Consider the following 25,196-nt stretch of genomic DNA (forward strand, 5'->3'; position numbering starts at 1 on the left):
TAATGCGGGGCTTGGTCAATATCAAAAGGTTTGCGTATTTTTAGGAGGTCCGCCAAAACAGTTTGATTTGGCATTTAAAGCAAAAAATAAACACAAAAAACTGCTTTAGCTACGTGTAAAGTAAGGAAGATGAGTACTGCTCTGCTCCCGCACTACTAATAGCTTTGGCGTTGTGCTTCATTACCGCAAACCATTAACAAATGATAAAATTCTTTAGAAAAAATCGCCAAAAGTCATTGACTGAAAACAAATTTAGTAAATATCTGATTTATGCGATTGGTGAAATAATACTGGTGGTTATTGGAATTTTGATTGCCTTACAGGTAAATAATTGGAATGAAGAATCTAAAAAAGAAACAATACGTGATAGTTATATAATAGCATTGCAAACTGATTTAACAGCTGATATTGATCTACTCGAAAGACAAATAGCGGGTTATGATATAGAAATATCAAAGGATTTGGCTTTATCAAGACGACTATCGTCCACTATTGCTAATGCTGACACGATTAAAAAAATAGCCCGTTATGAATACTTGCCCTACTTTGACCCTTCTAACGAATTGAACTTAAGCACTTTTAATGTATTGATTGCTACAGGTAACTTGGGTTTACTTGATAAGGATTTTGCAAAAAAAATACAAGAACATCACGCTTACCAGTTAACCAATCTTAAAGGAATTGATTTTAATTTAAAAATGGCTGCAAATCTAGGTGTAGAGTATTCCCAAGAGTATCCTCTAAACAGTCCTTATAATGCAATTAATGGCCAAATTATGGCTTCGTTTTGGGAACAAATTGATAAAAACAAACTAAAAATAGACTTGAATGCTACGCTAACAGGAAAAATATTTGCGCTTAAGGCAGCCAATTATTTTAGAACAGTCTTGTTAGAAAAAACCAAGAAATTAATTACCGAAATTGATAAAAAAATAATTGAGAATTAATGATTCATAAAAATAACGAAAGCACAACAATGTATATGAAATCATAGCACCCTGCGGGACGATACGCTTCATATACTAAGCGTTAGCGAATATTAATTTAAAAGAAACAATACAATGAAATTACTTTTAAGTATAATAATGACCACTTTCATTAGCACTACCATTTTCTGTCAAGACACAATGTTATGTATGGGTAGTTATTGGACTGAAGATGAAGCCAATCTGATGATGAAAAAATTTGAATCAGAATGGAATGATGTGGCATCTTGGGAAAAAAGAGCAAAACGAATTAAACAAGGAATTATTGCGGGAATGCAACTTGATAAAATGCCTGATATTTCAGGAGATTTTAATGAAATAATAACCAAAAACCAAGTAATGGATGGTTATACTGTTGAAAATATTGCCCTTGAAAGTTTTCCTGGTTTTTATATTACAGGGAACCTTTATAGACCAATTGGAAATAAAGAAAAACATGCAGCCATTCTGAGTCCACACGGGCATTTAGAAAACAAAAGATTGACGATTGACGTACAAAAACGTTGTGCTGTTCTGGCACGAATGGGTGCCATAGTATTTGCTTATGATATGGTGGGTTACGGAGAAAGTAATCAGGTAAAGCATAAAATCCCCATTGCATTGTTACTCCAAACCTGGAACAGCAAAAGGGTACTTGATTATTTAATTTCACTCCCTAATGTAGACCCAGAACGAATAGGTATGACAGGTGGATCAGGTGGGGGGACTCAAACATTTATATTAACTGCCATAGACGATAGGATTAAAGCGTCTGCACCAGTAGTACAAGTATCTGCTCACTTTTTTGGGGGATGTGTATGCGAGAGCGGAATGCCAATACATAAAAGCAAAAATCACCAAACCAACAACGTTGAGATTGCAGCACTTAGTGCACCAAACCCTTTGATGCTCGTATCTAACGGAAATGACTGGACACGCAACACACCACGGATTGAATATCCTTACCTCCAAAAGGTTTACGCATTATATAATGCTGAACACAAAGCAGAAAACGTCCATTTACCTTTGGAAAAACACGATTATGGATTTTCTAAGCGTTCTGCTATGTATAATTTTTTCTCTCATCATCTAAAGTTAAATAGCCGCAACGTGCCTTATAGCGATGGTTATAAAGAAGATTTTGTCTTTATTTTTCCAGCAGAAGAGCTAAAAGTATTTAATGAAATCAACCCTAAGCCAAATAATTTATTACAAGGAGATGAGGCGGTTATGCAATTTCTTGATATAAGTTTAAAAGAATAATATTTGCTAGCAATAAATATAGGTCATTGAACGAATAGTGCTAAATATTGAAAATAGGTGCATTCAATAAAACATATAGCGGTTTGATAGGTAGGTGTTTCAAAATGCCCAACGCCCCATATTCAAACCGTTAGCATTTATTATAAAAACCAATTTGATGATACTTACAATAAGAAATAGAATAAAAAATATCCTAGGATTCTCAAGCATTAAATTAGCCGCTTTCTCATTATTGATTCTGATCTCGGCTTGTAACGAGAAGGAGGAATCCCACAGAATAAACCAAGGGGAACTGTCCAATCAGAAGAACAATAGAGTGAACGAAAAAACTTTCACAATAAATTCACGAACTTTCAATGTGCTGGATTATGGAGCAGTGGGCGACGATAAGACGGACAATACTGAAGCATTTTCGGTATGCATGAAGGCTATAATCGAGGTAGGAGGCGGGCGAATGTATATACCGGATGGCGTTTATCACGGCCGAATAATTATCCCTGGAACTAAAAAGTGGATGACGGTGGAAATCGTGGGCGAGAGTGAGCCGACACCGATATTTGGGACGATCGGATCATTTCCGTATCAAAATAAAGGTACTATCATCAAGAGTCTTGCAGAATCGGGACTCGCGGTCATCTACGCCAGCAACTCACCTGAGAAGTTGTACCAGACATTCTCAGGGATCAACGTGGTTCTCAGGAATCTGGATGTCCGAACCTATGATAATCCTGCTATCAGCGGCATTGATCTGGAGAACGCGGCGCAATGCAAGATAGAACATGTTTTCATCAACACAGACATATACAATGTTCAGGCCTCCAAACCGACCCATGGCACCAGTGGCCTAATAACCCCGGCTTGCAACAACGCTGCATTGACGATCCTGCGCGATGTGGTTGTAACCGGATATCACACTGGTATCCTCGTCAATGAACATACGGACGCAGACAATATCAATTTGGCCTCCAACGTCAATGGCCTTGAGTTTGCCTTTGCTCATCACGCCTCCCGTTTTGGCCGGGTGGGCGCGCAACGCTGTACTAATGCGGTTTCAGTAACCGGTAAGCATGGTTTTTCAATTGAACAACTAGACATGGAAATTGCAGGCGCCGGGCAAACCGATGAGAACAACAAATGGCAGGCAACTGAGTATAATGTCAACGACCCCAAGAACCTGGGCATTGCTGATATCAACTACTGGGTCGTCGAGGGCAATGTCGGGGCGGTCGACAAGTTTATTAAGAACGGAGGTGCTTCAATCCGGGCCCGACGGATCGGTTCGGTTCCAGCCACCTACATATCTAAAAGTAAATAAATAAAATACCTCTATTTAATAAATAACAAATGCTAACACAGTGTAAATTTAATACCGGGTTCGGTAGATGTTCCAACTTTGGATTTACGCCCATTTATACATTCCTATCGGACGGATAAGTGCACGTGAATCCGCCACTAAACTTACACCGACCGTTAGCCTTCATTAAGACCAACCAATAACCACATGATAAAATTCTTTAGAAAAATTCGACAAAACTTGCTTATGGAAAATAAAACTGGAAAGTATTTTAAATATGCAATTGGAGAAATTGTTTTGGTAGTAATTGGAATATTAATTGCACTTCAGATTAATCAATGGAATGATAATCGAAAGGAAAATAATGCGCTAAAAACATTAACTGAAAATCTAAATAATGAATTCCAGAAGAACTTAAAAGAACTTGATATTGACTTATCGCGCGTAAAAAATGCAATTACTGCGAGTAATACTTTATTATCATATACAGGTTTAAAAAATGTTGAGGTGGATAACATAATAATTGATAGCTTAATTTATCATTCTATCTCAAATCCTATTTGGAATCCAAGTTCTTATGTCTTAAATGACATCAAAAATTCTGGTAAATTATCAACTTTGAAAAATGAAAATCTTAAACTTCTTTTATATGATTGGGATAGACTTTATGAAGATATCCTAGAATGGCATGCTGGTTCAACTACTAATACAAACCGACTAGTTTATTTTGTAGGTGAAAAAGGATCCTTAGTTAATATTGACCATTATAATAATAAAAATGAGAAAGGCACAAAGTTCGACATTGAAAATATAGACTTATTAAAAGAAATACGTTTTGAAAATGAACTAGAGAACAGTTTATATTCTTTAATAGAATTGGAAAAAAGATATAATAATGCAAGTGTTTTATTAAATAAAATCATAGAGCTTTCGAATAGTAATGATATTACAAAATAAAATAACGAAAGGCTAACACCGTGTATAATTCATTGCTAGTTCTAGCCTACTTGGAAATTCCTTAGGAATTTACTCTGGTTCGTATTTGTTTACTAATTTAGTTGCTTAACCACGCAACTAACCATACACATCACGTTGGCAATAATCAATAATAGCAAAGTTATATTTGATTGTACCAAATCTTAGCACACCTATTGACTAATCCTAAAATTAAATTTAAAATGAAAAAAATTTTACTAGTAATATCGATTGTAACAATTGGGTTTTCTGCCAATGCACAGTCATCAGAAAAAAATATATTAAGTAAAAATAGCATCTATTTTGATACTGGCCTTATTCCTGGTGTTCATGCATTTGTAAATTATGAACGAAGTATTTATCAAGGAGAAAGAGTATCCTGGTTTGGTAGAGCAGGATTTGGATATGGCGGTTTGATTTTGGGTGACTTTGGCTTTGGAGGATTAGGAGCAGTAACAATGTTAACGGGGAAAAAAAATTCTCATTTTGAATTAAATGCAGGGATTTTCTCTGGGAAAGACATTGATTACTCAAATTCTTTTGCTTATCCATTATTAGATGTTGGGTATCGTTATCAAAAACCCGATGGCGGTTTTGTATTTAAGGCTAAACTTGGAATTCTTGGGGTCGGAATTGGTTTAGGATATGCTTTTTAGTGATTGAATCTAATAAACAATTGCCAACAATATATAACTGCAATTACGGCGGATTCGACTACGTCCGAATCCACTCAGAATTACGAACGTCTGTGCTACACCGAAAATTAACGAATATAAATCCGTTACTGACGGTTATACGAGACCGTTGGCAACAATAACCGAAACTAAAAGAAAGTATGCTCAATATTCAAAAAAAGGTGATTTCATCATTAAGACTACTGTGCATATTACTATTGCCTCTTATGACTTCATCTTGTAAAGGGCAAGAAACTGAAAAATTCAAAAAAGAAAACAAAGAGCAATCAAACCAACCAACTAATGAGAATCCAACTCAAAACGGTCAACTTCATGTTTATAATCAAAGCACATATTTCACACAAACACATTCAAGCTTAAACGGAATGGTTAGTCAGTTTGTCCGAAAGATATACCAGGACAGTAAAGGAGTCTTTTGGTTTGGCACTAACGGAGATGGGTTGATTCGATATGACGGTAAAACGCTTGAGAGTTTTGCAAAAAAAAGAAGGTATCGGGACAGCGATTAGAGGAATCATAGAAGATAAAGACGGGAATATTTGGTTTGGGACTTCTTCTGGTCTAACTAAGTATAATGGGCACTCATTCACAACCTATGCACTTAGTGAAGGCTTAATAAATGACGAAATTTGGGCAATAGACATTGATACTAACGGAACTATTTGGGTTGGGACAGTCGGTGGTTTAAATAAGTTTGATGGGAATAAATTTGAAACATTCGAAGTCCCAAAAGAAGAGGTTAAAAATGCTAAACCCATGTTATCTGAAAAAAGAATTGGAGATATATTAATTGATAAGAAAGGAGATATTTGGTTTTTGACAGATGGTTATGGCATTAGCAAATATAATGGCGTGTCGTTTGAATTCTTTACTAAAGAAAATGGACTCACAGATAATAATGTAGCCGATATTTTTGAAGATAGTCAAGGTAATATATGGATTGGGACTTTTTATGGAGGTGTCAGCAAATATGATGGAAGTTCATTTACCAACTTCACAAAAGACGGAATCATAGAAGGTATTGAAACCTATAATTTTTGTGAAGACAATCATGGAAATATTTGGTTCTCGGCTGAAAACTTTGGAGTGTACAAATATGATGGAACAAAATTCACCCAATTCACTAAAGAAGACGGATTAGCGACAAACACAATCCAAAGTATTTTTGAAGATAATAAAGGACAAGTTTGGTTTGGCACTTGGGAAGGAGTGAGTCTTTATAATGGAAAAACATTTATGGCCGTTTCAGACAAAGAACCTTGGGCAAAATAAAAATAACTATTGCCAACAAAAAATAAACCCCATTAAAACGAGGGTTTATTCAACCCTTAGCAGACATATAAACTAAAATGAGAAAACTATCAATCTTAATCATATTATCAATCTTTTCAAATTTGTCGTATGGACAAAATGAGAAGGATATTATCATTGGAAAAAGATTTACAATTAAGTCTGAAATACTTAATTCAGATAGAGAAATTTCAGTCTATCTACCTAATTCATATTATGATAATAACTACATAAATTATCCTGTACTATACCTTTTAGATGGAAGAAAGTTTTTTAATTCATTTTCAGGAGTAATTACTCAATTAAGCAGTGATGCTAGTCCGCAGATTCCTGAAATGATTGTAATCGGAATTACTAGTCAAAATCGAGTTAAAGATTCTTCCCCTACAAATTCCTTAATTGGTTACACAAAAGAAAAGGAAAAAGGGTTAGAAGTCAGTGGAGGAGCAGATGACTTTCTGGAATTTATTCAAAAGGAATTAATCCCATTTGTTGAAAAGAATTACAGGACTAATTCATATCGTACTTTTGTAGGCTATTCATTTACAGGATTGCCAGTTTTACAAGCATTATTTTCAATTCCTGAAACATTCAACTCTTATCTAGTAATTGATTTCAGCGCTTGGTGGGACAATGAAATTATGATACAACGATTTAAGAAATTTTCTAAAGAATATAAAGAATCAAAACGAGACATCTTCTTTACAACTGTAGATAGAGTATCTAATAACGTATACCCTGAAGCATATAACGCAGGATGGAATTTTATTCAAGAATTTGAACAAAACACACCAAGTAACATCACTTTTGATTACAAAAAGTATAAGTATAAAGAAGAGAATCATCACTCTATGCCTCTTATTTCATTTATTGACGGTATGAAATATATCTTTAGAGGGCATATGATAAACTATGATGAAATGTATACTAATCCAAAATTGATAAAAACTAAGTTTTCTAAATTATCACAAAGACTTGGATACAACGTTTACCTGCCTGAAGGAATAATTAATTATTACGGTTATTTATTTCTTTATACTCGACCTGATATTGAAAAGGCGATTTTCTATTTTAATTATAATACCAAAAACTATCCTTTATCAAGCAACACATGGAGCAGTTTAGCTGAAGCATACAAGGTTAAAGGAAACAAAATGAAAGCTATAAAATTTTATAATATAGCATTAGAATTGAATCCTATGAATACTGAAATTAGAAAAAAGTCAGAGGAACTAAAAAACTAAATACGTGTGCTAACACCGTATATAATTAATTGCTTGGGTCTGTGTGTACTCGGAAAATCTATCTGATTCTCCTCTGGTTCGTTTTCTTTTACTAATTTAGTTGCTATCTAACGCAACTAACCATACACATCACGTTATGAGCAATTTAAAAAATGAACTTTCCTGAAATAGTATGGCAAAGAAAAAAGCAAAACGAATATTCCAAATAGTTTTACTTACTAGTACCGCTATCTCCTTATTTTACGTACCCTGGATATTAGTCTGGGCTTGGCTATTACCATTACCAAATACAGTTCAAGAACAGTTAGATGAAGGAATTGGTCATGGATTTGATGGTATGATTGTTTACGTGGATCAAGCCAGTAAGCCGCCAGAATTTTATGCCTCAGGCTGGCATGACCGAAAAAATAAAATACCAGCAGACCCAAAAGCATTATTCAAGATTGCCAGTATTACCAAGCTATATATTGCTGTTGCCACTGCAAAATTAGTTAAGGAAGAACGTTTGTCTCTGGATAAAACACTCGCTGATTACTTCCCAGAACTGGTGGGAAGAATTGAAAATACAGAAAAAATCACGTTGAGAATGATGGTTCAGCACCGGAGCGGTATTCCTAATTTTGTAGACCATCCTAATTATTGGACAAACCCACCAAAAAGCAAACAAGAAACACTTGACTACGCATTGGATTTACCAGCTGACTTTGAACCGGGTGAAGACTATGGCTATTCAAATACGAATTATATGTTGATTGAGGATCTCCTAGATAAAGTGCTGGGTTATAGTCGTCACCAATATATTAAGGAGGAAATTTTGATGCCGCTCCAGCTCAAAAATACGTTCGCTTCGCTTGATGATGTAAATATAGACGATGTGATGAGCGGATATTATGTTGGAGTTGAAGACGATCTAAAAACTGAATTTACTGGCTTAATGATTGCTACAGCAGAGGATGTGGGTATATTCTTGCGAGCATTAAACGATGGTTCGGTGTTTAATGAGGGTGAACAGGAAATCTATTCCTCCATTTACGTGTACAAACACACAGGTCTGCTTGTTGGCTATCAGAGTATTGCAGAATACCACAAAGAGATTGATACAGTTGTAATTCAATTTAATAATACAACTAACTTTGATGGTTATGATTGGAATTTAGCGGAAATCATATATAGTCGTATTGTAAAAATAGTGAGAAGTAAAAAAAGCTCATAACATGGTGTGTAATTAATTGCTTGGTTATCGCCTACTTGAAAATTCCTTCGGAATTTTCTCTGGTTCGTATTTGTTTACTAGTTTAGTTTATTAAACGTCGCAACTAACCTTATACTTAATCGTTAGCGGTAATCTGTGGTAAGAAGTAAGCAAATCTTCGGGCTTTCCCTTTTTTGCTGCTTACCCTATAAAAGACCCACTCAGTTCGCAAGCAGAACGTTTATCAGAGCAACAAAAAATATACGTTACCCGTTTCATTAGTTTCTCTTTTAAGTATGGCCTAGGCTTTAAAAATAGAGCAACTTTCGGTGTCTTCCCTTTTGCCGCCAAAACGCAACTGTTGCGCAATCACTATCCAGACGGACTTGTGGCTTGCCGGTATTTGTAAAAGTGCTATACCTCTTAATTTTTTTTATGTCTGCTTAGGTGTATCGCTGCATGTAAAAAGCGGCAAAATCTAAGGGTAATACAGTAATGATTTGTCTTTTAGCGTTTGGTTCGGGTTACATAAAACCGCTAACAAGACCTATACGTAATGCGGGGCTTGGTCAATATCAAAAGGTTTGCGTATTTTTAAGAGGTCAGCCAAAACAGTTTGATTTGGGATTTAAAACAAAAAAATATACACAAAAAACCTGCTTTAGCTAAGTGTAAAGTAAGGAAAACGAGTACTGCTCTGCTCCCGCACTACCTATAGCTTTGGCGTTAACACCAATTAAAACAAAAAATAAGTGTAATAAAAATACAGTACTGACACTAACCAAGAAAACATAGCCGTGAGTACAGACTTTTATAAATTTTATATCTTACCATATAGTGCAATAATCATTAAAATTTGTAGAGCTTATTCTAATTCTCAAGAAGATTATGAGGATTATTATCAGGAAGTATGCTTACAAATATGGAAAAGTAGAGACAATTTCAAAAATAAATCCGAGTGGTCTACTTGGGTATATAGAATATCATTGAATGTATGCCTTTCTTTATTAAGAAAACAAAAAAAACATAACAGTACCAATACTTCTGAAGAATCATTTAATCAATTTTCAAATCAATCTGATTTAAATGAAAACACAAAGGATTATTCTACTGATATAGCAAAATTATATGGTGCGATAAAAGAATTAGGAGAAATTGACCGAGGAATTATTCTACTATACCTAGAGAAGAAAACATACAAAGAAATTGCCCAAATAATAGGAACAAATAGTAATTCAATCGGAGTAAAAATAACACGAATTAAGAACAAAATTAAAAAACAATTGAATGGATAAATCAATAGAAGAAATATGGAGTAATGGATTTCAAAATAACAAATATTTGATTCCCCCTGTTATAGTAGACTTATATAATAAGAAATCAATTTTAACAGTCGACAAATTAAAATCAACTTCAAAAAAGGATAATTGGAGCATCATTCCTATTGCAATTATAACCCTAATCTTTTTCATTATAAACTCTAAACTTATATTAGGCATATATATAGCTACATTAATGTTATCAATGTTTTTTTTAAACAGAAAACAACTAGAGTTTTTGGAAACAATAAATACGAGTGAATCCTGCTTTGATTATTTAAAAAAACTTCAAAAATGGATAAAAAACAATGTAAAGTTTTATACTCGGCTTTTAGGGATTGGTCTACCTCTTTTTGCTTATGTCGGATGCTGCATATTTATTTTAGAATCAAACCAGTATGAATACATATTAGAATCTTATTCATTTAAAAAACTATTAACAGCATCCATTAGTATATTGGCGTCTTTTTCATTTATCGGTATTGTCAGTTATAGATTATCAAATTACCTAATATATGGTCGATTAATAAAAAAAATTGATGAAATGATTGATGAACTTGACTTATTAAAGAAATAACTGGTGGTAACAATGTATAAAAAACATAGGGCTTTTTGGCTAATCGAAAGGTCTGTGTTTATTTACAAAGGCACCAAATAAAAAATTTGGATTAAGACTAATTAGAAACGTATCGTTTATCACAAGCCCTGCGTTTCTTATACGAGACGTTGTGAGTAATTATAAAATTATGATTGATAAGATTATTAAATACCAAAATGATTCTGAAAAAAACTTTGAACAGGAGAAAAATTTAAAAACGATTATAAATTTTATTATCGCTCTCATTCTCTTCTTTTTATCAACAATTATTTCAGCATTTACATTTCCATTAAGATTTATATATAAAAAAACAATTCGAAGAAATTCTGATTCAAAAATCATACAACTTAATGATAGAAATATAGATTCAGTTTTGAAAAAAGAAAAATTAGTTTTAATAGACTTTTGGGCTGAATGGTGTGGGCCATGCTTAATGATGAATTCTACAATAGAAAAATTTGCGACTGAATCAAAAGGTATACGAATTACTAAGGTGAACGCTGATGTAAACAGGAAGTTAACAAATAAATTTAAAATAAAAGGTTTACCTCAATTTATTCTAATGAAAAATGGAGTAGAAATAAAAAGGCATGCAGGAGCAATGACAATTTTTGAGTTGGCTAAATTTTGTGATGAAGACGAATAAAAAACTACACACAACACGGTGTATAAAACATAGCTAGTAAAGGCTCTCCGTGAGGTTTGTTTATATTTATAAAGACCGTCAAATTTTTAAATTTGGTTTTTAAAACAGAAAAAGTAAAACAAAAATATAAAAATTCGGCTCTGTGTTTATCCGAAAAGTTAGCGTCTTTTTACACGCTACGTTCCATGCACAAGCACGTTATACACAATGAAGCCATGAAACAACCAATCAATTATGTCCTGAAAATATTATTATCCACTTGCAGAGTCGCTACGACTGGGGTGTTCTTGTGTCTATTTCCGAGCGTTGTTTTTGCTCAGGATAATACGGAAGATAATGTGACTGATACTACTGTGACTGAAGTCAATCAGGCTCTCGAGTATTTTACTAATACCAGATTGGTGAATCAACATGGGAAAGAAGTCCTATTTTATCAGGACTTGCTCAAAGATAAAACAGTGGTTATTAATGTGTTTTTTACTGAAAGTAATGGAGTCTGCGCAGCTGTAAATCGAAATATGGAGCAAATTCAGGTCCATTTTACAGAGATAATGGGAAAAGAACTTCATTTAATCTCCATTACCGTAGATCCTACAAATGACGTACCGGAGGTATTAACAGAATATGCTCAGTCCTATAATGCAGCTAATGGATGGCATTTTTTATCGGGAGAAGTAGAAAACGTACGTAACGTGCTGCGGAAAGTAGGAAAAGATGTTGAAGAGAGGGAATCTCATGATTCTGTATTACTGGTTGGAAATTTGTCAACTAACCTTTGGAAGAAGGCTAATGGATTGAGCGATATAGAAGAGATCATCAAAATAGTTGAGAGTGTTGTAAGTGACGGTAAATAATTTATTTATTGTGTGTATAACACAACCTAAAATGCATGCTCCGTTCATGCTTCGCACAACTAAAACATTAGAAAATAACTATCTTTAGTACAAAACTTAACCTTGGGTAAATGGCGCACGTCATTTTAGCTCAGAACGTTAGCGGTAATATGTGGTAAGAAGTAAGATAATCTTCGAGGCTTTCCCTTTTTTACTGCTTACCCTATAAAAGAACTGCTCATTTCGCAAACAGAACGTTTATCAGAGCAACAAAAAATCTACGGTACCCGTTTCATTGGTTTCTCTTTTAAGTGTGGCCTAGGCTTTAAAAATAGAGCAGCTTTCGGAATTTTCCCTTCTGCCACCAAAACGCAACTGTTGCGCAATCGATACGCGGACGGACTTGTGGCTTACCGGTATTTGTAAACCTTCTATACCTCTTAAATTTTTTATGTCTGCTTAGGTGTATCGCTACATGTTAAAAGCGGCAAAATCTACAGGCAATACAGGAATAGCTTGTCTTTTAGCGTTTGGTTCGGGTTACATAAAACCGCTAACAAGACCTATACGTAATGTGGGACTTGATCAATATCAAAAGGTTTGCGTATTTTTAGAAGGCACGCCAAAACAGTTTGATTTGGCTTTTAAAACAAAAAATAAACACAAAAAAACTGCTTTAGCTAAGTGTAAAGTAAGGAAGACGAGTACTGCTATGCTCCCGCACTACCTGTAACTTAGCCGTTGTGCAATATTTGAAAAAAACAAACCTATGTTAATCAAGAAAAACATCTATCTAATAATTATTATTTTATTCACAGGGATTTTCACTTTTGGACAATCTAATATTAAAAAAGAATCCCAAATTACTTTATTTCTTGATAGTCTAAACCAAGATGATTTTTCGGGAACAGTCTTGGTTGCACATAATGACAAAATAATAGAAAAGCGAGCTTACGGACAAGCAAGTATTGAATTTTGTGTAAAAAATAATATCGATACTAAATTTAATATTGCTTCTATTACCAAACTTTTTACTGCTGTTGCAACTTTACAACTTTACGAGCAAGGAAAGTTAAAATTAAATATACCTATTGGTGAATACTTACCTAATTACCCAAATAAACTCGTAAGAGATTCTGTAACTATTCATCAATTACTAACACACACATCAGGACTTAATAATTTTTATGTGGCAGACTTCGATAAGATAAAAAATTCAGATTACAAGAAAATTTCAGATTTTGTTCCACTTTTCGTTAACGATTCAGTTTTATCAAAACCAGGAACTAAATACGATTATAGTGCAACAGGGTTTGTTATTCTTGGACTAATAATAGAAAAGGTAAGCGGTAAAAATTATTATGACTATATAAAAGACGCCATTACAAAACCTACCGAAATGTTCAACACAACTGAATTAGAAATTGATTCTATTGTGAGTAACAAAGCAAATGGATACACTTCAATGTTTGGGGAAAATAAAACTCTCAAAAAAAATGACTACTATTTAACAAAAGCATCTCCCGGAGGTTTTTATTATTCAACTGTATCCGACTTATTTAACTTTTCAAAAGCCTTAAGAAACTATAAACTTTTAAATAAAAAAACAACTGAATTGATGTTTGAACCAAAAGTGAAAGGTTATAATACACATATGGGTTATGGAATTGGTGTTGACAAAAGATACAATCAGAAAATTCTAGGCCATAGTGGTGGCTGGTATGGGATACATTGTGAATTAATGGATTTTACAAATGACAATTATACCGTTATAATTTTATCGAATTTAGACGATGGTGGAAATAATGGAGCCTCAAAATTATCTGATTTTTTTATGGAATTGATAGCTGATAAGAAATTAAAAAATTAATGATTTATTTTTAAAAACAAAAAAACATTGCACAACAATGGCTATAATTAATACGGGGTTTTGTGTTTAATCCAAAGTTTAATGTGTTTTTACAACGTCCACCAAATCTTTTGATTTGGCTTTAGAAAATGAAAAATTAAAACAAAATAAAAAGCTTTGGCTAATTGCATAATCGGAAATTCATTAGTTTTAATTCCCGTACTAACCATAGCCGAAACGTTGTGCAACATATAAGGAAATCCTTACATACATTAAAAAATTAGAACAAATTGAAAGTACTTAATATCCATAAACGAACAATCAATCAACCGAAAAGTAAAGTAACGGAATTACTAAAAACGTTATCAACTGAAAACGACAGAATTTGGCCAAAAAAGGAATGGCCAGAAATGAAATTTAATGACGGAATTCAAGTTGGAGCGAAAGGTGGACACGGACCAATAAGATACTCAGTAGAAAAATATATTCCGAGCGAAATAATTCAATTTAGATTTTTAAAACCTAATGGATTTAATGGAATTCATAAATTTGAAATAAATGAATTGACTAACGAAAAAACGGAAATCAAGCATACGATTGATATGATTACTCAAGGAAAAGGAACGTTAATTTGGACTTTTGCAATAAGGTCATTACACAACGCTCTAATTGAAGATGGATTTGACAAACTTGAAAACAACTTCTCTGATAACCGAAAATCAACTGAATGGAATATTTGGGTTAAATTTCTTAGAAAACAGATTGCGAAAAAAAGAAAAAAATAGAATAAAGAAAATACGTTGCACAACACCGTATAAAATTAATTGCTGGTTTTAGGGTACTTACGAAAGTCCAAACGGACTTTCTAGGGGGTGTTTTATTTATTAAATTAGTGCTTTAAAACACGCAACTAATCTTATACAAACACGTTAGCATTTATTAAAACAGCACATAAACAAATGAACGAGCAAATTTTAAAGAACGCTTTTGACAACCATTTTGAAGCACCTATTGAGGTTTGGAAAGCCTTTGTTGATTTATGTGAAGAAGTTCATTTTAAGAAAAACGAAAAAATAAAAGAGGTTGGTAAAACAGCTAAACATGGATACTTTTTACTTCAAGGTTCTTGTGGTTTATTTGTTTGGAAAGAGAACAATTTCATTTGTACAGATTTAATTCTTGAGAATGTTTTTTTTGCAGATGATATTTCTCTATTAACAGGAAAGCCATCACCAGTAGAAATAGTCTCATTAGAAAATTCAACAATACTTCAAATAAGTAAATCAAATATTGATTTACTAAAAAAGACGCCAATAGGTAGTATGCTTTTTCTTTCTGGAGAGGAAAATTCTATTATTGAAAAGCAAACACACCAAATAGAAATAATGACACAAACAGCAGAAGAGCGCTACTTAAACCTAATAAAAAATCGTCCAGAAATTATACAAAGAATACATCAAAAACATATAGCTTCTTATTTGGGCATAACAACACAAAGCCTCAGCCGAATTCGTAAAAATATGCTAAAATAATTATGTTACCATAAGGTAACTTTTTTGATATTACCATATCATAATTTTGTACTAACTAAAAAAGTAGAATTATGAAAAAAACAATAATTACAGTCTTGTTATCAAGTTTAAGCGTACTTAGCTATGCTCAAAACGAACAAATGGTTACAAGAAAAGGTTTCGTATTTGGGATGTCAATAGGTATATCTAACTCTATTCAATCATTTCCAAATAAATCACAAAACGATATTGACTTTGGATTAGGTGTAAAACTAGGTTATATGATTAACCCCAATATTGCCATTTTACTGACTACAAATGTATCTGGTTACGAATATTCAGGAATAGGTAGAACGAGAAAAAGAGACTTTGGAGTATTAGCTCCTTCCGTGCAGTATTGGTTTAAAGAACGATTTTGGGTATTAGGTGGAATTGGTTTGGGCGTAGACGCTCCTGTTTTTTTTGACATTAAAAATCCTGATACCAATAAAGAGGAAACCGAATATCATAGCGGATTAGGTATTGTAGGAGCAATAGGGTATGACATCTATCAAGGAAAGAAGTTCACTATTGACTTGAAAGCTAGAATAACTTACAGAAACGTAAATATTACAGAGGGTAAAACAAATGGCGTTTCTCCTTCTTTACTAATTGGAATCAACTTTTATTAATTTTAATCTGGTATGATAAGTAAAAGAATAGCTCTAAAATTGATGATAGGATTACTCTCGGTGGTTCTAATTTTTCATCTATGTGTCCTTTTTGAGATAATATCTTATAAAATAGTTTGGGCAGGAAAGTTAAAATCAAAAGAAGAAATGTATGTATTTGAAGCAGTTTCAATACTGATAAACTTTTTTTTGATAATTGTATTATATATTAAATTTCAAAATATAAAAAAAAGTGAGACTAACAGAATAATCAATATCATTATATGGGTGTTTGTACTCCTCTTTGCACTAAACACCCTTGGAAATCTTTTTGCCGAAAATTTAATTGAACAAATTCTAGGCACATTATTGACATTTATTTCGGCAACTTTATGTTGGATAATTGTCAAGAAGAAAAATAAACGAAATGCTAACAATGTATAAAAAACATAAGGCATTTGTGCTAAACCGAAAGGTCTGTGAATATTAACAAAGTTCGCTAAATATAAAATTTGGCGTTTATTAGAAAAAAGATACAAGCAAAATATTTATATTTAGCTAAGTAATAAACCGAAATAATAGTGCTTATTTATTGCCCTACGTTTCTTATACGAGACGTTGTAGCACATTTGAGAAAAACTAACTCTACACTTGTAGAACTATTTTTTTTATTCTACATTTGTAGAGTTAATGAAAATTATTATCTCAATTGGTATCTTTTCATTAAAAATCTAAAAACTAATCTTAATTCCAATTAGAAAATGAAAATAATTTTAGCACTTACAATAGTTCTAGTACTATTTAGCTGTAAAGAATCAGTAAAAGAAAATGAGAACACTGATCAAATTAAAGACGAAATAATAAAAAACTTTATCACGTTAATAGAAAGTGACGTTAAAGACGATAATATTGAGGGAAGTGTTTCCCTAGCCATTATTCATAAAGACTCAACTTTAGCATTGAAATCATTCGGAAATGCAGATTTGAATACCATTTTTCGCATTGGCTCTATTTCAAAATCATTTGCTGGATTTTTAATGATGCAACTTCAACAAGACGGATTGCTAGATATAAATGACCTTGTTGAAAAATATTTACCAGAAATTAAGTTATTAGCTGATTATCATAAATATCCACCTATTACTTTAAAACAACTAGCTACACATACCTCTGGATTAGATAGAGAATCTAGAAGTAGAGATGAAAATGTACGTTCTGGAAGTATTACTGAATGGGAAAGTAATCTTATAAGAGCTATTCCAGAAACCTCATTTCGTTCAAAGCCTGGCGAAAGATTTGGATATTCAAACATTGGATTTGCCATCTTAGGTTTAACTCTTTCAAAAATAGCTAATAAGCCTTACATCGAATTAGTACAAGAGAAAATACTAAGACCTTTAGAAATGAATAATACGTATTACAAGATTCCTGATAACCAAAAGGAAAAATTGGCAAAAGGAATGGCAGGCGGACCAACTGCTGAACTTGATTACGAAAGACCTAAAAGTGAACAGCATGAAGTTGGATACAGAATTCCCAATGGTGGAATTTACTCTACACCTAGCGATATGATTAAGTTTATGAACGCTTGTATGGGATATTCAACTCTTTTAAATCCAAATAGTATTGAAATATTACAAACAACACAGACACCAACAATAAGATTAAGGTCTAATTACAGTTTTGGTTTTGATTTATATTCAGACCAAGGAATAAATACTGTTGGGCACGGAGGTTCTAATCCTGGATATTCGGCTCATTTCGAGTATGAAAAAGATAGCCAATATGGTATTATCCTTATGAGAAATTATAATTTTGGTAATACGAATTTAGATTTGAGGTCAAATTCACTGCTTAGGAAATTAAGCTTAATGGAATAAAACGTGCTACAACACTGTATAAAATTAGTTGCTTGGTTTTAGCCTACTTGGAAATTCCTTCGGAATTTCTTCAGGTTTGTTCCATTTTTGCTAAAGTAGTTACTTAACCACGCAACTAACCTTATACATAAACGTTGGCATTCATTACAGATATAGTTCAGTAAATTCAAACGATTAACTTTAAAAGTTAATACCAAATAAACCCGTTTGAAAAAAATAGATAAGCCAAAATATCTACTTTAAAGTGTAATAGATTTTCTACTCTATAGCAAGTCACTTACTATACGCTTCAATTCATTAACATGCAATTCAAATGCTTTTCTACCTTTAGTGGTCAAATGAAACCACCTTCGCTCTCTCCCATTCACCTTACTTTTTTTTTGCTTTATGTAGCCGACATCTTCCAATTGTTTAATGTGCTTGGATAGTACGGAATCGCTAACACCCAACTCATCTCGAATCACTCGAAATTCCACTTGTTCAAGAGGCGAAAGTAATGCGCAAATTTGGAGACGGTTCGGTGCATGTATTATAGCATCAAATTTTGAATTCTCCATTAGTTTTTTTCCTCATTAAATCTGTTAATGTACGAACGCTGCGCACTCACTACCAAAATCCAAATACTAATTGTAACAAATGCTCCTATAACAAATGGAGCCCAATAATGTTCATAATGATTAATTAGGTACTGACCACTAATTATTGCTAAAAAGTAAAGTGGAATAATGCAAATGAGACCAATAATTATCGTTTGCTTTGAAAGCAAGATTCTTTCCGCTTCTCCTGCTGATTGGTTTTTATTAATTATTGCAATTGATATAATTAACACGATTAAAATCGTGTTGTAAGTTCTAATTTCAGCCCCTAACAATGCAATTTGGGTTCCAATTAGTAAGGCCAAAATAGCACCTAGCAATTTAGGAGTAGGTAAGACTCGTTTTAGGCCAACGTGTTCCATTTCTTTTATTGAGTCAAGTGCTTCTTGTGCCTCTTTGGATTTGATTTGTTTATTTTTTGTCATAGTATAAATGTATTATTACTTTCCGTATTGGAAAGTGAATTCGAAATTATTTTTTATATTCAAAAGTTGAGATTCTGTTTTAAACCATGAAATAGTAGTATAAACAAGTAACTATTTGAAACAACAAAATGCCAACAAGGTATAAAAAACATAGGGCGTTTGTGCTAAACCCTAAGATTTGTGTATGTTAATAAAGTCTGCTAAATATAAAATTTGGCGTTTACAAAAGAAAAGATAAAAGCAAAATATTTATACTTCGCTAAGTGATAAACTGAAACAAAAGTGCTTTTTAACTTCCCTACGTTTCTTATACTAAACATTGTAGCTAATTGTCACATTCATTTTTTTTCCTCGTCTTTCTGTTTTGATTTATACTAAAACTTATCTAACAATGAGAATAAGAAACTTGACACTTAGTCTATTATTTAATATCATAACTTTAACCTTAACTGCTCAAAACACTACAAATTTTGAATGGCCAGAAAATGAAATAACTCCAATTTTTAAAGAGTTTGTAACAGCTTACAACACAAACGATTTAAAAAAACTACAAGCATTTACTAAAAAGCATTATGAGAAAGACTTTATAAAGAGTGCAGCTTATTGGCCAAGTGTTTTTGCTGATTTTGGACAAATAAAACCTTTTCAAGTAGCCAAAGAGTGGGAGAAGAAAAATAGATTAGCTATTTGGTTTCAAGGAAAGAACACTAAAGGTTGGGTAATGATAATGTTGAGAATGAATAATGATAATACCAAAATTATGGGGAAATCTGTAATGAGAGGCGAGCGGCCTTCAGGTGACCTTCCTCCGTATACGCCTATTTCTTCTGATGAGATGAACCCATATTTAAAAAGCTATTTAAAAAAATTACATAAATTAGATCGTTTTTCAGGATCTGTATTAGTGGCTAAAGGAAGCACTATTTTATTTGAGCAAACTTACGGGAAGAGCAATAAAAAGTTAAACAAGAATAATGATTCGAATACATCTTTCAATATTGCTTCAACTACAAAAACGTTTGGTGCTGTTGCCATTGCCAAACTAGAAGAACAAGGAAAACTGAAATTTACAGACCCAATAAGTAAGTTCATTCCTGAATACCCTAAGGACATTGCCAATCAAGTAACCATTCACCATTTGCTAACACATACCTCTGGAATTGAGATTGATGATTATAAACCATTCAATTTAGATGCGCGAAAAGCTAAAAGCATGAATGATTTAGTAAAATCTCAAATGAAACATATTGATTCTATGAATGAAGGCAGAAGAAAAAACTTTAAAGTTTTAAATGAATATGACTATTCTAATGAGAACTTTGCCTTATTAGGGGCGATTATTGAAAGAGTAAGTGGAATGTCTTATGCAAAATACATTGAACAAAATATTTTCGACCCACTTAACATGAAAAACTCTTTTGCAGATATTCATAAAGTATCTAATCATCAAAACAAAGCCATTGGCTATACATATAAAGATACTGAAGCTAATTTTATTGGTGGTACAAGACACGAAAACGGAGGAGTTGGTTCTTTTTTGGGTCCAGCCGGAGGTATTTATTCAACTACTAGAGATTTGTATACTTATTTTAAAGCGATCAATAATCATACTATTATAAACAAAGAAACTCAAGAATTGCTACACAAAAAACAGGTTGAAATTTATGTGAATGAAGATGTAAGTTTCCATTATGGTTATGGGTTTTCAGTGTCTCGAAAAGGAAAACTAGTGACTATTGGGCATGGAGGTGTGTATCCTGGAGTTGGAAGCCGTTTTGAATATTATCCAGAAACTGGTCATTATGTAATTATATTAAGTAATTATGGGTCTATGGCTGGTAGTGTTGTTGCAGATCACATTAACGATTTATTAACTTCAAATAATTAGGTCATTGCACTTCTTCTCTTTTTTACCAATAGATACTAAAACTAGCTACAACAATGTATAAAAGCAATAGCGGTTTAAGTGCTTAAACCAGAATATAACATATAAACTAAAATCAGTAAACTAGTCAAAGGTAGCGGTTTCAAAATCCGCTACTGCCCTTATACAAAAGCGTTGTGCTTCATTAAGAATGGACAATAATATTACATAAAATGAAAAAAAATATCACTTTAATTATCACACTTCTACTATCACTATTTTTAGTGTCTTCCTGTACCAGAACTAAGAAGACCGATTATTCAGAATTCACCAAAGCATATAATCAGTTCATAGAATTGGCAACAAATGAATTTGGAACACAGCATGGATTATCTCTTGCAATTGTTAAGGATAATCAAATCATATTTGAAAAATATCATGGGCTTGCAGACCTTGAAACAGACAAAATGGTGGATAAAAACACGCTTTTTTATATTGCTTCTACAACTAAATCGTTTACAGCTTTGGCAGCATTAATTTTGGAATCTAAAGGTGAACTGGATTTAGAAAGATCTTTAAGCGAATACTTTCCGGAGATTAACTTTGATCCATCACTAAAAGCAGATAGCATTACAATTCGTAATTTGGTACAGCACACCTCGGGTATAGAAAATGACCCAATTATACAGGCTACAGCTTATACTGGTATTCATAATCCTAATATGTTGCTAGAGATGTTATCACAACTCACAACTATTAATGTCGATGCTCCCTATGGTGTATATGGATATACTAACTTAGGTTATAATATTTTGAGTATGATCATAGATAGAGAACTCGACACCAACTGGCAGGCTGTACTTGATGAAGAAATTTTCGAACCTTTACAGATGACCCATACAAGTGCTATAATGTCTGACGCAAAAAAAAACGGATGGGAGGTTGCCAAGCCACTTAGTCAAGTAAACGTCGAAAACAAACTAAAGAGTTTCCTGCTAGCCAAAAAAGACAATACCATGCATGCCGCTGGGGGTATGATTACAAGCTCAAGGGATATAGCTCGCTGGTTAATCATGGAATTAAATAGCGGAAAAATAGAGGGTAAGCAAATTTTTGATTCAAAAATGATTAAGAACAGTGTTTTTCCGCATGCCAATCAGGATAGAAAACATAGGGATCGTAAAGAACTTGGTTATGGTTACGGATGGGAATCGGGTACTACAGAACTTGGTGACACCTTAATCAGCCATGGTGGTGGGTTTGTTGGCACACACTCTGAAGTTTCTTTTATGCCCTCAGCAGGCTTAGGTATTGTGGTATTAGCAAACAATTCAACTTCAGGGAAGAGGTTAGGTTTTTTACTTTCATCTTATGCGTATGACTACTTCTCTGGTCGTGAGGATATAAATACGTATTATCAAAAAAAAATAAAGGAGTATAAAGAAGAAATTAAAGAACTACAAGAAAGGAGAAAAAAACGGTTTGCAGAAAGAATGGAAATGCAATGGCAATTTGACCTAGCCTTTTCAAATTATGCAGGTACCTATACCAATGAATTATTGGGTTCGCTTAAAATAGCGCATCTTGGTGATAATCGATTAGTTGCTGAAATTGGAAATCTGAAATCTCCTTTAGCTACACCTTATAAGCATATTAACTCTATAAGAGTTGAAATGACACCAAATAATGGTTCAATAATCCAGTTTGTTGTCAACGATGGAAAAGTGAAACATGCTACATTTTGGGGACAGACCTACACCAAACATATAGATTAACCGTGAGGAATCAAAAAATAGAAATTGAATAAAGTCAACACATGAGCCATACATATTTGCAACTTGTACCAGTCAACGCTAAACAAAACATTACAAAAGAGTATGTATTTGCCAACACTAGCAAGTTTGCGAAAAAAAATAACGAAAGCACAACACCGTATAAAATTAATTGCTTGGTTCTCGCCTACTTGGAAATTCCTTCGGAATTTTCTCTGGTTCGTATTTGTTTACTAATTTAGTTTTTTAAACGTCGCAACTAACCTTATACTTAATCGTTAGCGGTAATATGTGGTAAGAAGTAAGATAAGCTTCGGGGTCTTTCCTTTTTTTGCTGCTTACCCTATAAAAGCCCTCCTCATTTCGCAAGTAGAACGCTTATCAGAGCAACAAAAAATCTACGCTACCAGTTTCATTAGTTTCTCTTTTAAGTGTGGCCTAGGCTTTAAAAATAGAGCAACTTTCGGTGTCTTCCCTTTTGCCGCCAAAACGCAAGTGTTGCGCAATCACTATCCAGACGGACTTGTGGCTTGCCCGTATTTATAAACCTTCTATACCTCTTAATTTTTTTTATGTCTGCTTAGGTGTATCGCAGCATGTTATAAGCGGCAAAATCTACAGGAAATACAGGAATGGTTTGTCTTTTAGCGTTTGGTTCGGGTTACCTAAAACCGCTAACAAGACCTATACGTAATGCGGGGCTTGGGCAATATCAAAAGGTTTGCGTATTTTTAGAAGGTCCGCCAAAACAGTTTGATTTGGGATTTAAAACAAAAATAAACACAAAAAAACTGCTTTAGCTACGTGTAAAATAAGGAAAATGGGTACTGCTCTACTCCCGCACTGCGTATAGCTTTGGCGTTGTACTTCATTGCTACAAACCGCTAACCAATGATTAAATTCTTTAGAAAAATTAGACAAAAAATGCTGATTGAAAACAAATTCAGTAAGTATCTGATTTATGCAATCGGAGAAATTGTTCTCGTAGTTGTTGGAATATTAATGGCTTTAGCAATCAATGAATGGAAAAATGAACAAAGAATAGATTCAGAAGAAAAAACAACATTGTACAAGCTTATCAAAGATTTAGAAAGCGATAATGAACGCTATTTAAGTAATGTTGAATTTTATACAAAATTAGATGATTTTTTACAAAGAACTAAAGATATCATATACAAGGAATCACTATCTGACGATGAAATAAAAGAGGCAATGTATTTTCCTGGAGCTATTCACAAAGATTTAAATCCACGAAAAACTACTTATAATGAAATGCTCAATTCTGGACGAATCTATAATTTATCAAATGATATTTTAGTCGATAAAATTATAGAATATTACCAATTTCTAGATGAAAGCACATACGAAAGCAAAGAACAAAGAAAAGAATTTAGAGCATTGTTTTACGGTCCTGATTTTACTGATTTTTGGTTTTGGAAAGCAGAAGAAAATCCTTTCCCTTATGCAAAAGTATTTTTTGCAGATAATGACTCACCAGCATATAGAAAATTAAAACAAAGTGCAGGATGGAGCCTAATAATTAATGATGATTTGTTGAAAAACAACAATGAATTGATAATAATGAATGGCGAGTTAATTGAACTAATTAATACAGATTTAGAAAATAAATAATAACGAAAGCACAACACGGTGTATAATTAATTGCTTGGGTCTGTCTGTACTCGAAAAATCCTACGGATTTCCCTATCGTTCGGTTTCATTTTACTAAATTATTTCCAAGACAATCGCAACCAACCAAACACCAGCCGTTGTGCTTCATTATGACTAACCAATAAACAATGATAAAATTATTTAGGAAAATACGCTACGACCTTATGGAGAAAAATAAAACAGGGAAATATTTGAAATATGCTATTGGTGAGATTGTCCTTGTTGTTCTCGGAATTTTAATAGCACTCTCGATAAATAATTAGAACGAAAACAGAAAAGAAAATAAATTCTTAAAACAAGTATATGCACAAATACAAAAGGATTTACAAGTTGATACATTAAATGTCTCTCAAAAGATTGAACTTTATTTACAAAAGAACAACAGGTTGACTGATATTATTGACCGCAACATACCAATATCGTATTATGATACCATCAATGAATCCAATTATGCCAATTGTGAAAAGTGTAGAATTGATGTTGCTGATGCAGATTCTTTTCAAAATTTAGAAACGGGTTATCACTTATTGAAATCACTTAACACAGACCAAAGCAATAAGGTAGACTCGCTTTCTTTTAAAATAGATGCTTTTTATAAAGACTACGATGCAATATTCCCAGATGTGAATAAAATGTTGTTAGATATTACAATTGAAACAACTGA

General features: G+C 33.0%; 26 protein-coding genes. 24 read left to right on the top strand and 2 right to left on the bottom strand.

Features of this window, described 5'->3' with window-relative positions; genetic code table 11:
- The first annotated feature begins 200 nt into the window (after positions 1–200).
- From Q360_RS24855 to Q360_RS0116115, 19 genes are all read left to right on the top strand, one after another.
- The gene (locus tag Q360_RS24855) at positions 201–947 is read left to right on the top strand and encodes a DUF6090 family protein (RefSeq protein ID WP_027077979.1); all 747 of its coding nucleotides are present in this window, start codon (positions 201–203) and stop codon (positions 945–947) included.
- Positions 948–1,061: 114 nt separating this feature from the next.
- Positions 1,062–2,228, top strand: a complete 1,167-nt coding sequence (locus Q360_RS0116020; RefSeq protein ID WP_027077980.1) for an alpha/beta hydrolase family protein — start codon at positions 1,062–1,064, stop codon at positions 2,226–2,228.
- Between the two features lie 157 nt (positions 2,229–2,385).
- Positions 2,386–3,543, top strand: a complete 1,158-nt coding sequence (locus Q360_RS0116025; protein WP_027077981.1) for a glycosyl hydrolase family 28-related protein — start codon at positions 2,386–2,388, stop codon at positions 3,541–3,543.
- Between the two features lie 225 nt (positions 3,544–3,768).
- Positions 3,769–4,479 (top strand): DUF6090 family protein, encoded by a 711-nt coding sequence (locus Q360_RS24860; protein WP_051554772.1) that lies wholly within the window; start codon positions 3,769–3,771, stop codon positions 4,477–4,479.
- A gap of 221 nt (positions 4,480–4,700) precedes the next feature.
- On the top strand, positions 4,701–5,153 hold the full coding sequence (locus Q360_RS0116035; protein WP_027077982.1) for a hypothetical protein: 453 nt from the start codon (positions 4,701–4,703) through the stop codon (positions 5,151–5,153).
- Between the two features lie 245 nt (positions 5,154–5,398).
- Positions 5,399–5,701, top strand: coding sequence for a two-component regulator propeller domain-containing protein (locus Q360_RS0116040; RefSeq protein WP_169734666.1), 303 nt, complete (start codon positions 5,399–5,401; stop codon positions 5,699–5,701).
- Positions 5,667–6,464, top strand: coding sequence for a ligand-binding sensor domain-containing protein (locus Q360_RS0116045; protein ID WP_169734667.1), 798 nt, complete (start codon positions 5,667–5,669; stop codon positions 6,462–6,464). Before Q360_RS0116040 ends, Q360_RS0116045 begins: the two co-directional genes overlap by 35 nt.
- 77 nt (positions 6,465–6,541) lie before the next feature.
- Complete coding sequence (locus Q360_RS0116050) at positions 6,542–7,726, top strand: alpha/beta hydrolase-fold protein (protein ID WP_027077985.1); 1,185 nt, start codon at positions 6,542–6,544, stop codon at positions 7,724–7,726.
- 172 nt (positions 7,727–7,898) lie between these two features.
- Positions 7,899–8,939 carry a serine hydrolase domain-containing protein gene (locus Q360_RS0116055; protein ID WP_027077986.1) on the top strand — a complete coding sequence of 347 codons (1,041 nt, stop codon included), beginning with the start codon at positions 7,899–7,901 and terminating at the stop codon, positions 8,937–8,939.
- Between the two features lie 776 nt (positions 8,940–9,715).
- A complete protein-coding gene (locus tag Q360_RS0116060; protein WP_027077987.1) occupies positions 9,716–10,213 on the top strand; it encodes an RNA polymerase sigma factor in 498 nt (165 codons plus the stop codon).
- Positions 10,206–10,814 carry a hypothetical protein gene (locus Q360_RS0116065; RefSeq protein WP_027077988.1) on the top strand — a complete coding sequence of 203 codons (609 nt, stop codon included), beginning with the start codon at positions 10,206–10,208 and terminating at the stop codon, positions 10,812–10,814. Before Q360_RS0116060 ends, Q360_RS0116065 begins: the two co-directional genes overlap by 8 nt.
- A gap of 169 nt (positions 10,815–10,983) precedes the next feature.
- Positions 10,984–11,481: a thioredoxin family protein gene (locus Q360_RS0116070; RefSeq protein ID WP_051554773.1), complete on the top strand. Its 498-nt coding sequence runs from the start codon at positions 10,984–10,986 to the stop codon at positions 11,479–11,481.
- A gap of 185 nt (positions 11,482–11,666) precedes the next feature.
- On the top strand, positions 11,667–12,335 hold the full coding sequence (locus Q360_RS24865) for an SCO family protein (RefSeq protein ID WP_027077990.1): 669 nt from the start codon (positions 11,667–11,669) through the stop codon (positions 12,333–12,335).
- A gap of 454 nt (positions 12,336–12,789) precedes the next feature.
- Positions 12,790–13,047, top strand: a complete 258-nt coding sequence (locus Q360_RS0116080) for a hypothetical protein (RefSeq protein WP_027077991.1) — start codon at positions 12,790–12,792, stop codon at positions 13,045–13,047.
- A gap of 36 nt (positions 13,048–13,083) precedes the next feature.
- Positions 13,084–14,184: a serine hydrolase domain-containing protein gene (locus Q360_RS0116085; protein WP_027077992.1), complete on the top strand. Its 1,101-nt coding sequence runs from the start codon at positions 13,084–13,086 to the stop codon at positions 14,182–14,184.
- A 269-nt stretch (positions 14,185–14,453) separates the two neighbouring features.
- Positions 14,454–14,948, top strand: coding sequence for a hypothetical protein (locus tag Q360_RS0116095; RefSeq protein WP_027077993.1), 495 nt, complete (start codon positions 14,454–14,456; stop codon positions 14,946–14,948).
- Between the two features lie 174 nt (positions 14,949–15,122).
- On the top strand, positions 15,123–15,695 hold the full coding sequence (locus tag Q360_RS0116100; protein ID WP_027077994.1) for a Crp/Fnr family transcriptional regulator: 573 nt from the start codon (positions 15,123–15,125) through the stop codon (positions 15,693–15,695).
- 71 nt (positions 15,696–15,766) lie between these two features.
- Positions 15,767–16,345 carry an outer membrane beta-barrel protein gene (locus tag Q360_RS0116105; protein ID WP_027077995.1) on the top strand — a complete coding sequence of 193 codons (579 nt, stop codon included), beginning with the start codon at positions 15,767–15,769 and terminating at the stop codon, positions 16,343–16,345.
- Positions 16,346–17,085: 740 nt separating this feature from the next.
- Positions 17,086–18,204 (top strand): serine hydrolase domain-containing protein, encoded by a 1,119-nt coding sequence (locus Q360_RS0116115; RefSeq protein WP_027077997.1) that lies wholly within the window; start codon positions 17,086–17,088, stop codon positions 18,202–18,204.
- A 263-nt stretch (positions 18,205–18,467) separates the two neighbouring features.
- On the opposite strand, the gene Q360_RS0116120 is transcribed toward Q360_RS0116115, so the two are convergent.
- Positions 18,468–18,761 (bottom strand): transcriptional regulator, encoded by a 294-nt coding sequence (locus Q360_RS0116120; protein WP_027077998.1) that lies wholly within the window; start codon positions 18,759–18,761, stop codon positions 18,468–18,470.
- Entirely contained in the window at positions 18,761–19,225 is a 465-nt protein-coding gene (locus tag Q360_RS0116125; RefSeq protein WP_027077999.1) for a hypothetical protein, read from the bottom strand. Before Q360_RS0116125 ends, Q360_RS0116120 begins: the two co-directional genes overlap by 1 nt.
- Positions 19,226–19,616: 391 nt before the next feature.
- On the opposite strand from Q360_RS0116125, the gene Q360_RS24870 reads away from it, so the two are divergent.
- The 5 genes from Q360_RS24870 to Q360_RS24875 all read left to right on the top strand — a co-directional run.
- A complete protein-coding gene (locus tag Q360_RS24870) occupies positions 19,617–21,113 on the top strand; it encodes a serine hydrolase domain-containing protein (protein ID WP_027078000.1) in 1,497 nt (498 codons plus the stop codon).
- Between the two features lie 209 nt (positions 21,114–21,322).
- Positions 21,323–22,864, top strand: coding sequence for a serine hydrolase domain-containing protein (locus Q360_RS0116135; protein WP_027078001.1), 1,542 nt, complete (start codon positions 21,323–21,325; stop codon positions 22,862–22,864).
- A gap of 888 nt (positions 22,865–23,752) precedes the next feature.
- Positions 23,753–24,493 (top strand): hypothetical protein, encoded by a 741-nt coding sequence (locus Q360_RS0116145; protein WP_027078002.1) that lies wholly within the window; start codon positions 23,753–23,755, stop codon positions 24,491–24,493.
- A 167-nt stretch (positions 24,494–24,660) separates the two neighbouring features.
- The gene (locus Q360_RS27015; RefSeq protein WP_262493234.1) at positions 24,661–24,795 is read left to right on the top strand and encodes a hypothetical protein; all 135 of its coding nucleotides are present in this window, start codon (positions 24,661–24,663) and stop codon (positions 24,793–24,795) included.
- Positions 24,796–24,918: 123 nt separating this feature from the next.
- Positions 24,919–25,196, top strand: a 278-nt coding sequence (locus tag Q360_RS24875) for a hypothetical protein (protein WP_027078003.1), incomplete at its 3' end; no start/stop codon positions are given.

Source organism: Maribacter antarcticus DSM 21422 (genome assembly GCF_000621125.1).
Taxonomy (GTDB): domain Bacteria; phylum Bacteroidota; class Bacteroidia; order Flavobacteriales; family Flavobacteriaceae; genus Maribacter; species Maribacter antarcticus.